The following is a 14,586-nucleotide window of genomic DNA, read 5'->3' as shown; positions in this document are numbered from 1 at the left end:
AATATAACATGACCGCCGCGGTCCAATTATGGAAGGCAAGCGCAAGACCATGATCCGCATGGGGAAATCCTCTCCCGCCGGGACTTCAAACAACTGTGGGAGGTCGGCGCGGAGAAGGCCTTGTGCGCGCGCCGTGCCTCCTGTATGAGAACCGCTTGATTTCCACACATTTTGGAGACGTCCGTGGCCCGCGTCACAGTCGAGGACTGCATTGAGAAGGTGGACAACCGATTCGATCTCGTGCTGATGGCTGCGCATCGCGCCCGCATGATTTCGGCCGGTTCCGCCATCACCGTCGACCGTGACAATGACAAGAACCCGGTCGTGGCCCTGCGCGAGATCGGCGACGGCACCATCTCCCCCGAGGACCTGCACGAGGACCTGATCCACTCGCTGCAGAAATATGTCGAGGTCGACGAGCCCGAGAAGCACGCCGCCCCGTTGCTCGACGCCAATGCCGACGAGGACAGCGACACCTTCGACACCATCAGCGAGGACGAACTGCTGCGCGGCATCGAGTCGCTCGCGCCGCCGGAGCGTCGGGACGACTGAGCTCGCAGCGACTGCGGCGCTGAGCCTGCGGCCGCGTTGCACAGGCGCTGATCTGGCATATAGTCACAAAGGCGTCGGGCCGCTTGCTCGGCGCCTTTTTTGTTTGCCCGGACCGGGCAGGCGTGCCGCGTAGGAGTGCGGCGAACCGATGATGCGTCAGTACGAGCTCGTCGAACGGGTTCTGGCCTACAATCCGCACGCCGACGAGGCGCTGCTGAACAAGGCCTACGTCTATGCCATGCAGAAGCACGGCACCCAGAAGCGCGCGTCAGGCGACCCGTATTTCGCGCATCCGCTCGAAGTGGCGGCCATTCTGACCGACCTGAAGCTGGACGACGCCTCGATCGCCGTGGCGCTCCTGCACGATACCATCGAGGATACCGACGCCACCCGCGCCGAGATCGATCAGCTGTTCGGCCCGGAAATCGGCTCGATCGTCGACGGGCTGACCAAGATCGAGCGGCTGCAGCTGGTGACGCGCGAGGAAGCGCAGGCCGAGAACCTCAGGAAGCTCCTGCTCGCCATTTCCGCCGACGTCCGCGTGCTGCTGGTCAAGCTCGCCGACCGCCTGCACAACATGCGCACGCTGCACTTCATGGCTCCGGCCAAGCAGAAGCGCATCGCCGCCGAGACCATGGACATCTACGCTCCGCTCGCCGGCCGCATGGGCATGCAGGACATGCGCCAGGAGCTCGAGGATCTCGCCTTCAAGGTGCTGCAGCCCGATCACTACCAGGCGATCACCGACCGGCTCGAGGCCATGAAGTCGGACTTCGCCGATACCATCAAGACCATCAAGTCCGAACTCGCCGAAAAGCTCAAGGAGCAGGGGATCGAGGCGAGGGTCAGTGCCCGGGTGAAGTCGCCGTGGTCGATCTTCTCCAAGATCGAACGCAAGCAGATCGCCCTCGAGCAGCTCTCCGACATGATCGGCTTCCGCCTGATCGTATCGAGCGTTGCCGACTGCTACCGGGCGCTCGGCATCGTGCACACCAACTGGAAGGTCGTGCCGGGTCGCTTCAAGGACTACATCTCGGTTCCCAAGCACAACGACTACCGCTCGATCCACACCACCATCGTCGGCGTCGGACGCCAGCGTGCCGAGCTGCAGATCCGCACCGAGGAGATGCACCGCATTGCCGAGTTCGGCATCGCGGCACATGCCCTCTACAAGGAGGGCGCCACCGACATCCACAAGATAGAGAACGAGTCGAAGGCCTTCGCCTGGCTGCGCCAGACCATCGGGCATCTCACCGCCGGTTCGAGCACCGAGGACTTCCTCGAATACACCAAGCTCGAGCTGTTCCAGGATCAGGTCTTCTGCTTCACCCCTCGCGGCCGTCTGATCGCCCTGCCGCGCGGAGCAACCCCGATCGATTTCGGCTACGCGCTCCACACCGAAATCGGCGATACCTGCGTCGGGGCCAAGATCAACGGACAGATCGTTCCCCTCGTCACGCAACTGCGCTCCGGCGACGAGGTCGAGATCATCCGCGACCAGAACCACCTGCCGCCCAGCAACTGGGAAACCATCGCTGCCACCGGCAAGGCCCGCGCGGCCATTCGCCGGGCCGTCCGGCAGGCCGCTCAGCAACGGGCGTTTGCGCTGGGCGAGCACCTCGTTGCGACCCTGCTCGAGCGCGAGGCGACCAGCCTCGATGAGGCCGAGTTCAAGCAGCTGGCCGAGGCCCTGGGCCACCCCGGACGTCGCGAGCTGCTGATCGCGCTCGGTGAGGGCAAGGTCCCCGCGGACGACCTTGATACCCACTTGCTCGACGTCAAGGGTGTCAAGCGCCGCCGCAAGAAGGTCGACATGCCGGCCCCCGACAAGGCCGAGGGCTGGTTCGCGCTCAAGTCGACCGTGCTCTTCCGCTTCCGCGTCCCCGGCAATCCGCGTTCGGGCCCGGAGGCCAAGGCCGCCCTCAACGAACTCAGCTTCAACACCGTGGTCACCGTTTCCCCGGAGGGTGTCGTACCGGGCGACCGCATGGTTGGCATCATGCAGCCCGGCACCGGCATCACCATCTATCCGATCCACTCCGAGGCCCTGTCCGAGCTCTACGACAGCGACGTCGCCTGGATCGACGTGCGCTGGGATATCGTCGGTCGCGAGGACATGCTGCACCAGTGCGTCATCTCCATGCAGGCGCAGAACAAGCCCGGTTCGCTCGCCCAGATCTCCTCGGTGATTGCCGCCTGCGAGGCCAACATCCATAATCTGGTGATGCGGATGGAGTCGCCCGACTTCCACAAGTTCATCTTCCAGATCGAGGTGCGGGACCTGGGGCAGCTCACCGACGTGCTCAATTCGCTGAAGCTGACGGCCGGGGTGACCGCGGTGCAGCGTGGCAGCGTCAGCGAGGCACGCGATGTGTGGCGGCTCGAGTGGACCGCACCCGTCAAGCTCAAGGAGACGGCGTGACGACCGAACAGGTATTGCAGCTCTTCCGCGAAAGCGGCGCTCTGCTGCAGGGACACTTCATCCTCTCGTCGGGCCTGCGGTCGCCGGTCTTCCTGCAGAAGGCGCGCGTTTTCATGCACCCCGACAAGGCCGAGAAGCTCTGTCGGGCGCTGGCCGAGAAGATCCGCGCCGAAGGCTACGGCGGCGTCAGCCAGATCGTCTCGCCCGCCGTCGGCGGCATCATCCCGGGCTACGAGACGGCCCGGCACCTGGGCGTGCCGGCAATCTATACCGAGCGTGTCAACGGCGTCTTCGAGCTGCGCCGCGGCTTCGAGCTGGCCCCCGGCGAGAAGGTCATCGTCGTCGAGGACATCGTCAGCACCGGCCTGTCGATCCGCGAGTGCATCGAGGCGATCCGCAAGCTCGGCGCCGATGTGGTGGCGGCGGCGTGCCTGATCGACCGATCGGGCGGGGAGGTCGATATCGGCGTCCCGCTGGTGGCGCTCGCGCGCTACAAGGTGCCCGCCTATCCCGCCGATGCCCTGCCACCCGAACTGGCTGCCATCCCCGCGGTCAAGCCCGGCTCGCGGGGGCTGGCATGAGGCAATGCGATGCGGCCACTTGCACCGCCGCCTTCCCTCTCCCCTTGAGGGAGAGGGTGCCCGAAGGGCGGGTGAGGGGAAGTGGCGATATCCGGCCCCTCATCCGGCTCGCTTCGCTCGCCACCCTCTCCCTCAAGGGGAGAAGGAAGGGGAGCAACACCCCATGATCATCGGCATCGGCAACGACCTCACCGACATCTCGCGCGTCGAGCAGACCCTCGCCCGCTACGGCGAGCGCTTCACCCATCGCTGCTTCACCGAGATCGAGCGGCAGAAATCCGACCGGCGGGCACAGCGCGCCGCCTCCTACGCCAAGCGCTTCGCCGCCAAGGAGGCCTGTGCCAAGGCGCTCGGCACCGGCCTTAGTTTCGGCGTCTATTGGCGCGACATGGGCGTCGTCAACCTGCCCTCGGGCAAGCCGACGATGAAACTCACCAATGGGGCGGCCCGGGTGCTGGAGATGCTTGTACCCAAGGGCATGAAGCCTCATATCCACCTCACCATCACCGACGACGGTGGCATGGCCCAGGCCTTTGTCATCATCGAGGCCCTGCCGGTTGACCAGCCCGCGGCGCTCCCGTAACCACATTGGCCCCGTGCGGGCAGAGGCAGCAATGAGCGAGACCATGACCAAGGCCGAGGCCAAAGCCGGCAAGAAGAAGAACGAGCTGGTCGAGACGATCGTCGTCATTATCGAGGCGCTTGCCATCGCGCTCGTCTTCCGCACCTTCCTCTACCAGCCGTTCTCGATCCCGACGGCCTCGATGCAGTCGACCATGATGATCGGCGACTACTTCGTCGCCAACAAGTGGGCCTGGGGCTTCGGCAAGAACTCGTTCCCGTTGCCGCTGCCGTTCAGCGGTCGCTTCCTGTCGTTCGATTCCCCCGATCGCGGCGATATCGCGGTGTTCCACAACATCACCAACGAGGACTACATCAAGCGCGTCATCGGGCTGCCCGGCGACACCATCCAGATGAAGGCCGGCCGGCTCTACATCAACGGTACGATGGTCGAGCGCGAGCAGGTGGGCAGCGGCACCGACACCGATAGCGGCATGAGCGCCGTGCCGGTGACGCTCTACCTCGAGACGCTTCCCAATGGCGTCACCCATACCATCCAGGAAATCAGCGACGACCAGCCGCTCGACGACACGGCCGAATACATTGTTCCGGCTGGTCACTACTTCATGATGGGCGACAATCGCGATCGCTCCGCCGACAGCCGCGTGCTCCGCCAGGTCGGCTACGTGCCGTTCGACGCCTTTGTCGGCAAAGCCGAAGGCCGCTTCTTCTCGATCAAGAACAACCTGCCGCCGTGGCAGCTCTGGCAGTGGCCGGCCAATGTCCGCTGGGACCGCATGTTCCAGGGCGTCGATCAGAACTACACCAGCACTCCGGCTCCATGAGTGGGAAGGTGAAGCGCCACGATCGGCTCGAGACCCGGCTGGGCTACCGCTTCGCCGATCCCGACCTGCTTGACCGCGCCTTGACCCACTCCAGCGCCGTTTCGCCCGGCAAGCGCATCGAACGCTCCTACCAGCGGCTCGAGTTCCTTGGCGACCGCGTGCTGGGGCTCGTGGTCGCCGATCTCATCTACCGTCGCTTCCCCAAGGCCAACGAGGGCGAGCTGTCGCGTTCCCTCAATACCCTGGTGCGCAAGGAAACCTGCGCGGCGATCGCCCGCGAACTCGACATCGGCTCCGAACTCAACCTGGGCGAAAGCGAGGCGCGGACCGGCGGTGCCAACAAGGACGCGATCTTGGGAGACGTCGCCGAGGCGGTGCTGGGCGCGGTCTATCTGGATGGCGGCCTGGGGCAGGCCTACGAAGTCATCGAGCGCCTGTTCGGCGCCCATATCGGGCACGCCGGCAATGTGCGTGCCGACCCCAAGACCACGCTGCAGGAATGGGCCCAGGGAAGGGGGCTGGAGCCCCCCAGCTACACCGAGGTGGAGCGCACCGGCCCCGATCACGCCCCCGAATTCACCATCGCCATCCGGCTTGGCGGCTTCTCCCCGGTGACCGCCACGGGGCCCTCCAAGAAGCTGGCCGAACACAAGGCGGCCGAGGCCTTCCTTATCCGCGAGAAGGTCTGGATCTCATGACAGACAACGAGATTTCCCACGATCCGGCACCCATGCCGGAGAACACCCGCTGCGGCTTCGTCGCGCTGGTCGGCGCCCCGAATGCCGGCAAGTCGACGCTGCTCAATTCCCTCGTCGGCACCAAGGTGTCGATCGTCACCCACAAGGCGCAGACCACTCGCGCCCAGATTCGTGGCGTCGTCACCGAGGGCACGGGGCAGGTGGTGTTCATCGATACACCCGGTATCTTCGCGCCGAAGCGCCGGCTCGACCGGGCCATGGTCGATGCGGCCTGGGGCGGGGCCGGCGATGCCGATCTGGTGGCGCTCATCGTCGACGCCGAGCGCGGTCTGACGCCGGAAATCGAGGCCCTGCTTTCGGGGCTCGAGAAGGTCCCGCGCGACAGGCTCCTCGTCCTGAACAAGATCGACCTCATTGCGCGCGAGAAGCTGCTGGCCCTGTCGGAGCGCCTCAATGCCGCTCTTCGTTTCGAGCGCACCTTCATGATCTCCGCGCTCACCGGCGACGGCGTGCGCGATTTCCTCGATTTCTGCCTGGCGCGCCTGCCGCTCGGCCCCTGGCACTTCCCGGAGGATCAGCTCACCGACCTGACGCTGGCTCTGACCGCCGCCGAGGTGACGCGCGAAAAGCTGTTCCTCAGGATCCACGACGAGATTCCCTACAACACCACCGTCGAGACCGAGAAGTTCACCATCAACAAGGATGGTTCCTACCGGATCGACCAGGTGGTCTACGTCACCCGCGACACCCACAAGAAGATCGTCCTCGGCGCCGGCGGCCAGACCATCAAGGCGATCGGCGCCGAAGCGCGCGCCGAACTGATGCAGATGTACGAGGTGCCCGTCCACCTGTTCCTCTTCGTCAAGGTCCGCGAGAAATGGGGCGACGATCCCGAGCGCTACCGCGAGATGGGGCTGGAGTTTCCCCACCAGAAGTGAGGGAGTCTCGGGCATACGTTGGTGGTGTTCCTCCCCTGCGCAGCGGGGGAGGGTCTCGCGCCGGCGATTGGTTCTCGATCGAGCCTCCCCATGCAGTGGACCGGTGAGGGTCTCATCATCGGCGTGCGGCGGCACGGGGAGTCGAGCGTCATCGCCGACGTGATGGTGGCAGGCCGTGGCCGGCAGCTGGGGCTGGTGCGGGGCGGGCGGACAGGCCGGATGGCGCCGACACTCCAGCCCGGAAACTCCGTGCAGGTCACCTGGCGGGCCCGCCTCGAGGATCATCTCGGTACCTTCGCGCTCGAGCTCCTGTCTGCCCGCGCCGCCCGGCTGATGGAGGATCGGGTCCAGCTCTATGCCAGCCAGTTGCTCTGCGAGCACCTGCGCCTGCTACCGGAACGCGACCCGCACGACCGGTTGCTCGCAACCGTCCTCGACATCCTCGATGGAGCCCTGCCGCCCGGGGCCCTGGGCCCGGTATTGGCCCGCTTCGAGCTCGTGCTGCTCGAGGAACTCGGCTTCGGTCTCGATCTCACCAGCTGCGCCGCGACCGGCACGACGCACGACCTGACGCATGTTTCGCCCAGGTCCGGGCGTGCCGTCAGCCGCGCCGCCGCGCAGCCCTGGCTCGACCGGCTGCTGCCCCTGCCGTCCTTCCTCGTCGGCGGAGGCGAACCGGGGCCCGGCGACGTCGCCGCCGCCTTCGCGCTCACCGGCCACTTCCTCGACATGCATGTCTGGATACCGCGCCGCCTCGATCCCCCGCCGATCCGCGACGCGCTGATCCCGCTGGTGGCACCTCAGGCGTAGCGCGGTGGCGGCGCGCCACCCGGCGGGGTCTCGGGCGCGGCCCCGAGTTTCCGTTTGAGCTTGGCCAGCGCCAGCTGCTGCATCTGCAGGCGCGACGCCGTCAGCGGTGCGATCACCACCACCTCGGTGCTGGTGGCCTCGTCGATCGCCGCGACCCGCATCTGCTGGCCGAGCGGAATGAACTCGAAGAACACGCGACCGGGCGGACCGTGGGCGTCGCTCCCGGCCATCGCATCAGGTGTCCGCGAAGCTCACGATGCCCGCCGCGTCGTACTGGTAGACGTCGTCGCGGAAGCTCACCGTGCCCTGCCGATTGGCCCAGGCGGTGATGTAGGTGGTGTGGATCGGCACCTGCACGGTCAGCGGCACGTCCTCGCGCAGTCCGCCGGTAAACGCCGCCTGCACAGTCGGCAGGTCCCAGCCGCCATTGTCGCGCAACAGCCAGGCCGCGAGGCTGTCGATGCCTTCGCAGCGCACGCATCCCGACGAGTGGAACCGGGCATTCTCGCCGAACAGCGCCTTCTGCGGCGTGTCGTGCATGTAGACGTCGTAGGGGTTGTAGAAGTCGATCTTGCAGTGCCCCATCGAGTTTTCGCCGCCGGGGTCCTGCCGGAAGGTGTACTTGACCGCGTCGGTGGTCGACCAGTCGATGGCGGTGGGGGGGAGTTCGTTCCCCTTGCCGTCGAAGATGCGGATGTTGAACTTGGTCAGGTACTCCGGGTCCTCGTTCATGTACCGGATCAGGTCCTTCTCGATGATGCTCTTGGGCACCGTCCAGTAGGGGTTGAACTTGACCTGGTGAACCTTGGAGTTGAGGATCGGGGTGGCGCGGTCGACCTTGCCGACCACCGCCGTGTGCCGCTGTACCACCTGGCTCGCCTCGACCGCCTCGATCGTCGCTGCCGGGATGTTGACCACGATGTAGCGGTCGCTGAGCGCCGATGCCCACTGTTCGATGCGCTGCGCGTTGAGCCGCAGCTGGTTGAGCCGGTAGTCGGCCGGCACGGCCAGCGCGTAGAACGTCGCCTCGTCGACCATGCCGTTGATCACTAGTCCGTGGCGGGCCTGGAACAGCCGCACGGCGGCATCGAGCTTGTCGTCGAACTCGTCGTTGACGCGCTTTTCGAGCGGCATGTCGCCGTTGATCATCAGGCGGCGCTTCAGCAGGGCCGCGGCCCGCCGCGATTCACCGAGCTTGAGCCCGTAGGTTTCCCGCACCGGCTCGTCCCAGCTGCCGTTGGCGGCGACGAATGCCTCGTAGTTCTGGATGGCGAGCTGCAGGTTGTAGGCGGTGTCGTAGCTCAGCACCGGCTCGATCGTGTCGACGAGGCTGCGCGCCGTCGCGGTGTTGCCGCTCTGGTCGACATTGCGCATCGCGTTGTCGCGCTTGAAGATGTCCCAGAAATTGTCGCCTTCGGCCGCCCGCGCGATGGCAGGCAGGGCGAGCCCGGCCCCCGTGGCCGCGATGGAGCTCAGAAGTCTGCGTCGATTCAGCCGCATCAAGTCACCCGCACGTCACGCCGTTCGCAGCGTTCGCCCTCTTAGCATCGGCCCCGGTAAGCGCCAAAGCGCGTCGCGCAGGTGTGAACCGCCTGTCGATCCGACTCACGCACTCATGGGGTTGCAGCGGCCGAGGAGCCTCCCTGCAATCGATCGATTTCATACCGGGATTTTGGGCATAAATAAGAAACGCCGGCTTAAGGCCGGCGTTTGCTGCAAGCTTTGTGGCCCATCCGCCACATGCGGGCGACGGATCAGAGCTTGTACAGGATCTGATCGACCCAGAAGCGCTCCAGCCGGCCCAGCGCCTTGTTGAGGCTCTCGAAGGCTTCGCCGTTGAGGCCGCCGACCTTCTCGATCGATTTGAGGTGCCGGTCGTAGAGTTCGTCGATCACCTCGGCCACTTCCTCGCCCTTCGGCGTCAGCCGGATCCGCACCGAGCGCCGGTCGGCGCGCGAGCGTTCCTGGAAGATGTAGCCGGTCTCGACCAGCTTCTTGAGGTTGTAAGAGACGTTGGACCCCAGGTAGTAGCCGCGGGAGCGCAACTCGCCGGCCGTCATCTCGGCATCGCCGATGTTGAACATCAGCAGCGCCTGGACCGGGTTGATGTCGTCCCAGCCCATCCGGTCGAACTCGTCCTTGATCAGGTCGAGCAGACGCCGGTGCAGGCGTTCCACGCGGCTGACCGCTTCGAGGTAGAGCGGCTTCAGCCCTGGGGCTTCCGCCGGAACCATCGCCTCCGCGGCGTTGGATTTCGTAGCCATAGTTGCCTCACTGTCCTGTCGTCTTGCGCGATTGTCTTCGCGTCTCATGGGGCCAACCTACGGGCCGCCAAATAAGATGGCCTTAAGTCGCACACTTAAAACTATCTTACGGAAAAAGTTCAGGAATTTGGCTTTACGAGAGGTAACCACCGGTCAGGAAATTGTAACCTGAATCGAGCGTTTACGCGGTCTCGGGGTCGCTGACAGGAGCCCTCGACGGTCCCGGTGCTAGTCGTGCGCGCGGCGCATCCTCAGGCTCAGCACGAACAGCGTCGTGACGCTCGCCACCAGCACCACCCGCACCGCAAACCCGATGGCGTCGATCTGGATGTCCTTGTTGCCGATGAGGTAGAGCGCCAGTTCGACCAGCGTCGCGCCGCCCAGCAGCACCGCGCCCCAGCTCGCCTTGATCCACAGCCCCACCGCCGCGAACAGGCGGGCCAGGCAGAACACCGCCAGATAGGTGAACCCGGCCGGCCCGAGCGTCGTGATCGGGCTGGTCGATCCCCCCGACACGCCCAGCAGCCGTGCCGCGTCGGCCAGGCCGAGCAGCAGCGCGATGATTGCTACGATCCTCAGGAACCGTGCGGCGAGCTCGCTCTTGAAGTCCATGGGCCGTCCTTGCCGGGAGACGTCCGTGTAGCGCGCCGCAGGTCCTGCGACAAGCGCGGGCTTGGCGGCGTGCGGCCGCCGCTGGTAGATGGTCGCCGACACGACTCAGGGAGTCCCCCGATGGCCGCCGCCTGGAAAAAGCACGACATGTCCTTCCTCGACGGCCGCCGCCAGCGTCGGCTGCGCCGGACCGGCTGGATGCGCGACCTGGTCCGCGAGACGGTGCTGACGCCGGCCGATTTCATCTGGCCGCTGTTCATCATCGAAGGGCGCAACGAGCGCACCGGCATCCGCACCATGCCCGGCGTCGAGCGGCTGAGCATCGACCTCGCCGTCGAGGCCGCCCGCGCCGCCGCTGCCGAAGGCATCCCGGCCCTCGCGCTGTTTCCCAACACGCCCGACCACCTACGCAACGAGAACGGCTCGGAGGCCTACAACCCCGACAACCTGATGTGCCGCGCCCTCGCTGCCATCAAGTCGGCCGTCCCCGGGATCGGCCTCATCGCGGACGTGGCGCTCGATGAGTACTCTTCGGACGGCCAGGACGGCCTCGTCCGCGACGGCGTCATTCTCAACGACGAGACCGTCGAGGCGATGGTCAGGTCGGCGCTGGTCCAGACCCGGGCAGGGGCCGATATCATCGCTCCCTCCGACATGATGGACGGCCGCGTCGGGGCCATCCGCCACGCGCTCGATGCCGAGGGCTTCGACGACACGGCAATCATGTCCTACTCGGCCAAGTTTGCCTCCGCCTACTATGGTCCGTTCCGCGAGGCCGTTGGGTCCGGCAGCCGCCTCAAGGGCGACAAGCGCACCTACCAGCTCGATTTCGCCAATGCCGACGAGGCCATGCGCGAGGTCGAGCAGGACATCGCCGAAGGCGCCGACATGGTGATGGTGAAGCCGGGCATGCCCTACCTCGACATCGTCCGCCGCGTCCGTGAGGAGTTCGACATACCGCTCTTCGCCTATCAGGTCAGTGGCGAGTACGCGATGCTGCGCTTTGCGGCCGACGCCGGCGCCATCAACGGCGAAGCGGCGATGATGGAGGGGCTCATGGCCTTCAAGCGTGCCGGCTGCGACGGGGTGCTGACCTATTTCGCCCTCGAGGCCGCCCGCCTGCTGAACCGATAGCCCGCGCGGCACGCGCCGCCAACCGCTGCCTCCGTCCCGTCCTCGGTCATCATGCCGCGAAAGGCGGGGATCCCCGTCTTCGCCTGCCGGCCGCAATATTCCCCCCGCCCACTTGCGCTCTCCCCCGGGGTCCCCATCTACTGCGCGAGACTGCGATGGGGGACGAGATGACCGCGTTTCTGCCCGATCCGGCGCGCAATCCGGAGCTTTTCGACGGCGTGCTGCTGCGGCGCGCCATGGCCTATGTCGTCGATTGCGCCATCATCGTGCTGATCGCCCTCGGGGTGATGATCGTCGGGCTGATCGCCGGCATCGTGACGCTTGGCGTCGGCTGGCTGGCCCTGCCTGTGGTCGTGCCTGTCGCCATCCTTGCCTACTACGCCGCCACGCTCGGCTCGCCGATGCGTGCCACCGTCGGCATGCGGGCCATGGACATCGTCCTTACCCCGGCGCGGGGCCGGCCGCTCGATGGCTGGATGATCCTCGTCCACCCGCTGCTCTTCTGGCTGACGGTGTGGATCAGCTGGCCGTTTTCGATCCTGTTCGCCCTGTTCACGCCGCGGCGACAGATGCTGCACGACCTGATCGTCGGCACGCTGATGCTGCGCCGCTCGCCGATGGAGCAGCATTGGCGGACGCTGGGTGACGCCTCGCCATCGTGACGCGCTGATCGCCATTGTCGGGAGCGAATCGCGCGTCTAGACTGCCTGGGTCGAAGACAGGCCCGCGATGACCGACCAGACTCCGGAGAACACCCAGCTCTTCCTCACGGCCGCCATGCCGTGTCCGTATCTGCCGGGTCGTCAGGAGCGCAAGCTCTTCACTCACCTGACCGGCCGCCGCGCCACCAACCTGCACCACCTGCTGTCCGACAACGGCTTCCGCCGCAGCCAGAACCTCATCTACCGCCCGGCCTGCGATGGCTGCGCCGCCTGCCAGTCCGTGCGCATCGTGGCGCAGGAATTCGTCGCTTCGGCCCGCTACCGCCGCATCGCCAGGGCCAATGCCGACGTGGTGGTCGAAGTCTGCCAGCCGCGCGCCACGGCCGAGCAGTTCGCGCTGTTCAAGCGCTATCTCGAGGCCCGTCATGCCGGCGGTGGCATGACCCAGATGAGCTTCGTCGACTACGAATACATGGTCGAGGATACGCCGGTGCAGACCGTCCTCGTCGAGTACCGGCTGGCCTCCGTCCCGGGCCGGCCATTGGTCGCCGTGGCGCTGACCGATGTGATGCCGGACGGGCTGTCGATGGTCTACAGCTTCTACGATCCCGATCTCGACCGGCGCGGGCTCGGCAACCACCTGATCCTCGACCACATCGAGCAGGTCAAGCTCGCCGGTCTCACCTACGTCTACCTCGGCTACTGGGTGAAGGACTCCCCCAAGATGGCCTACAAGGGCCGCTTCAAGCCGCTGGAAGTCCAGCGCGGCCCCCTCGGCTGGCGCCGGCTGGAGTAGGGCAGGACGGTCCCCATCCACCGTGTCACCCCGGCGAAGGCCGGGGTCCAGCCTGAGATGCTTCCGCTCGCCGTGACAGTGGAGAGGCCCCACGATGGATGCCGGCCTTCGCCGGCATGCCACGGCGCCGTGGTGAGCGTCAGCCCGTGAACTTGTTGTTCCGCGGAAACCCCGTCGGCGGCTGCCGGCCGGCCGTAGCGCGTTCGGCCACCCATTCGCCGAGGTCTGCCATCGACTTCGAGTAGGTCCGTCCCGACGAATCCGTCCAGGTGAGCCCCGCCGACGCCGCGAAGGTCTTGAGGTCGGATAGCCCGCCATCCTTGTACTTCTGCAGCCGCACGCCCTTGCCGCGGCCCATCTCCGGCAACTGGTCCAGTGCAAATACGAGGAGTTTCCGGTTCTCGCCCACCACCGCCACCATGTCGCCTTCGACCGGCACGATCAGCCGTGCCTCCTCGGCGCCGGAGACGTTGAGCACCTGCTTGCCCTTGCGGGTATTGGCGATCAGTTCGTCCTCGGCAACGATGAAGCCGTCGCCCTTGCGGGAGGCGACCACCCGCTTGCGGCCGGGCCGGTGGACGAACAGTTCGACGATATCCTGCCCTTCCTCGATATCGACCATCAGCCGCACCGGCTCGCCCTGGCTGCGTCCGCCCGGCAGCCTGTCGCCGAAGAGTGTGTAGACCTTGCCCCCGGTGGTCAGCAGCAGCAGCTTGTCGGTGGTCTGCGCATGCACCATCAGCTTCAGCCGGTCGCCGGTCTTGAAGCCCTTCTCGTCCACTTCGCCGGTATGGCCCTTGACCGCGCGGATCCAGCCCTTTTCGGAGAGGATCACGGTGATCGGCTCGCGCTCGATCATCGCCGTCGCCACCTCCTCGAGGTCGACGTCCGAGGCCTCCGCAAAGCTGGTGCGCCGCTTCCCGAGCGGGGTGTCAGGTCCGTAGTCCTTCTTCAGCTCGCCGATCTGCCGGGCGATCTCGCCCCATTGCTTGCGTTCCGAGGCGAGCAGCGCTTCGAGGTGCGTCTTTTCTTCGCTCAGCGACTTGTGCTCGGTCCTCAGCTCGATCTCCTCGAGCTTCCTCAGCGAGCGCAGCCGCATGTTGAGGATGGCTTCCGCCTGCACGTCGGTCAGGTTGAACGTCGCGATCAGCGATGCCTTGGCGTCGTCCTCCTCGCGGATGATCCGGATCACCTCGTCGAGGTTGAGGTAGGCGACGATGTAGCCGTCCAGCACCTCGAGCCGCCGGGCGATCTCGCCCAGCCGGTTCCGGGTGCGCCGCACCAGCACGTCCTTCCTGTGCTCGAGCCAGGCGGCGATTGCCTCCTTGAGGCTCATGACTCGGGGGATGATGCCCCGGTCGAGGACGTTCATGTTGAGCGGGATGCGCTGCTCAAGGTCGGTGAGCTTGAACAGCTGCTCCATCAGGATCGCAGGGTCGACCGTGCCGGCGCGCGGTTCGATCACCAGGCGGATATCGTCGGCGCTCTCGTCGCGGATGTCCTTGAGCAGCGGCAGCTTCTTGGCCAGCAGCAGCTCGGCGATCTTCTCGACCAGCTTGGATTTCTGCACCCCGTAGGGGATCTCGGTGACGACGATCTGGTAGACGCCCCGTCCCTTGTCCTCCCGCGCCCAGCGCGCCCGCAGCCGGAACGACCCGCGACCGGTTTCGTAGGCCGAGAGGATCGACCCCTTTGGCTCGACCAGGATGCC

The 14,586-nt window shown here is 66.1% G+C and carries 16 protein-coding genes; 11 read left to right on the top strand and 5 right to left on the bottom strand.

Annotated elements, in window-relative coordinates; genetic code table 11:
* Nucleotides 1-183 precede the first annotated feature (183 nt).
* From rpoZ to recO, 8 genes are all read left to right on the top strand, one after another.
* Nucleotides 184-552: a DNA-directed RNA polymerase subunit omega gene (gene rpoZ, locus ACE3TU_RS10525; RefSeq protein WP_374623760.1), complete on the top strand. Its 369-nt coding sequence runs from the start codon at nucleotides 184-186 to the stop codon at nucleotides 550-552.
* A gap of 148 nt (nucleotides 553-700) precedes the next feature.
* A complete protein-coding gene (locus ACE3TU_RS10520) occupies nucleotides 701-2,974 on the top strand; it encodes a bifunctional (p)ppGpp synthetase/guanosine-3',5'-bis(diphosphate) 3'-pyrophosphohydrolase (protein ID WP_374623757.1) in 2,274 nt (757 codons plus the stop codon).
* Nucleotides 2,971-3,555, top strand: a complete 585-nt coding sequence (gene pyrE / locus ACE3TU_RS10515; RefSeq protein ID WP_374623754.1) for an orotate phosphoribosyltransferase — start codon at nucleotides 2,971-2,973, stop codon at nucleotides 3,553-3,555. Before ACE3TU_RS10520 ends, pyrE begins: the two co-directional genes overlap by 4 nt.
* A gap of 163 nt (nucleotides 3,556-3,718) precedes the next feature.
* Entirely contained in the window at nucleotides 3,719-4,138 is a 420-nt protein-coding gene (gene acpS / locus ACE3TU_RS10510; RefSeq protein WP_374623751.1) for a holo-ACP synthase, read from the top strand.
* Nucleotides 4,139-4,169: 31 nt separating this feature from the next.
* Entirely contained in the window at nucleotides 4,170-4,961 is a 792-nt protein-coding gene (gene lepB, locus ACE3TU_RS10505; protein ID WP_374623748.1) for a signal peptidase I, read from the top strand.
* On the top strand, nucleotides 4,958-5,659 hold the full coding sequence (gene rnc / locus ACE3TU_RS10500) for a ribonuclease III (RefSeq protein WP_374623745.1): 702 nt from the start codon (nucleotides 4,958-4,960) through the stop codon (nucleotides 5,657-5,659). The genes lepB and rnc overlap by 4 nt, the downstream gene beginning before the upstream one ends.
* Nucleotides 5,656-6,597, top strand: a complete 942-nt coding sequence (gene era / locus ACE3TU_RS10495; RefSeq protein WP_374623742.1) for a GTPase Era — start codon at nucleotides 5,656-5,658, stop codon at nucleotides 6,595-6,597. The genes rnc and era overlap by 4 nt, the downstream gene beginning before the upstream one ends.
* Before the next feature lie 90 nt (nucleotides 6,598-6,687).
* A complete protein-coding gene (recO, locus tag ACE3TU_RS10490) occupies nucleotides 6,688-7,407 on the top strand; it encodes a DNA repair protein RecO (protein WP_374623739.1) in 720 nt (239 codons plus the stop codon).
* On the opposite strand, the gene ACE3TU_RS10485 is transcribed toward recO, so the two are convergent.
* The 4 genes from ACE3TU_RS10485 to ACE3TU_RS10470 all read right to left on the bottom strand — a co-directional run bounded on the left by ACE3TU_RS10485 (nucleotide 7,398) and on the right by ACE3TU_RS10470 (nucleotide 10,283).
* On the bottom strand, nucleotides 7,398-7,637 hold the full coding sequence (locus ACE3TU_RS10485; RefSeq protein ID WP_374623736.1) for a hypothetical protein: 240 nt from the start codon (nucleotides 7,635-7,637) through the stop codon (nucleotides 7,398-7,400). The two genes, recO and ACE3TU_RS10485, sit on opposite strands and share 10 nt — an antisense overlap.
* Nucleotides 7,638-7,641: 4 nt before the next feature.
* Nucleotides 7,642-8,907 carry a murein L,D-transpeptidase gene (locus ACE3TU_RS10480; protein WP_374623734.1) on the bottom strand — a complete coding sequence of 422 codons (1,266 nt, stop codon included), beginning with the start codon at nucleotides 8,905-8,907 and terminating at the stop codon, nucleotides 7,642-7,644.
* Nucleotides 8,908-9,161: 254 nt separating this feature from the next.
* A complete protein-coding gene (gene ldtR, locus ACE3TU_RS10475; RefSeq protein WP_374623731.1) occupies nucleotides 9,162-9,671 on the bottom strand; it encodes a transcriptional regulator LdtR in 510 nt (169 codons plus the stop codon).
* Nucleotides 9,672-9,899: 228 nt separating this feature from the next.
* The gene (locus ACE3TU_RS10470) at nucleotides 9,900-10,283 is read right to left on the bottom strand and encodes a hypothetical protein (protein WP_374623728.1); all 384 of its coding nucleotides are present in this window, start codon (nucleotides 10,281-10,283) and stop codon (nucleotides 9,900-9,902) included.
* A 120-nt stretch (nucleotides 10,284-10,403) separates the two neighbouring features.
* On the opposite strand from ACE3TU_RS10470, the gene hemB reads away from it, so the two are divergent.
* The 3 genes from hemB to ACE3TU_RS10455 all read left to right on the top strand — a co-directional run bounded on the left by hemB (nucleotide 10,404) and on the right by ACE3TU_RS10455 (nucleotide 12,875).
* Entirely contained in the window at nucleotides 10,404-11,417 is a 1,014-nt protein-coding gene (hemB, locus tag ACE3TU_RS10465; RefSeq protein ID WP_374623725.1) for a porphobilinogen synthase, read from the top strand.
* 167 nt (nucleotides 11,418-11,584) lie between these two features.
* Nucleotides 11,585-12,079: an RDD family protein gene (locus ACE3TU_RS10460; RefSeq protein ID WP_374623722.1), complete on the top strand. Its 495-nt coding sequence runs from the start codon at nucleotides 11,585-11,587 to the stop codon at nucleotides 12,077-12,079.
* Between the two features lie 67 nt (nucleotides 12,080-12,146).
* Complete coding sequence (locus ACE3TU_RS10455) at nucleotides 12,147-12,875, top strand: arginyltransferase (protein ID WP_374623720.1); 729 nt, start codon at nucleotides 12,147-12,149, stop codon at nucleotides 12,873-12,875.
* Nucleotides 12,876-13,014: 139 nt separating this feature from the next.
* Here the strand turns inward: ACE3TU_RS10455 and ACE3TU_RS10450 are convergent.
* On the bottom strand, nucleotides 13,015-14,586 hold a 1,572-nt coding region (locus ACE3TU_RS10450), incomplete at its 5' end, for a DNA gyrase subunit A (RefSeq protein ID WP_374623718.1).

Source organism: Devosia sp. (assembly GCF_041917035.1).
Taxonomy (GTDB): domain Bacteria; phylum Pseudomonadota; class Alphaproteobacteria; order Rhizobiales; family Devosiaceae; genus Devosia_A.
Note: the sequence above shows the minus strand (reverse complement) of the source record. Positions and strands in the feature narration are given on the sequence as shown.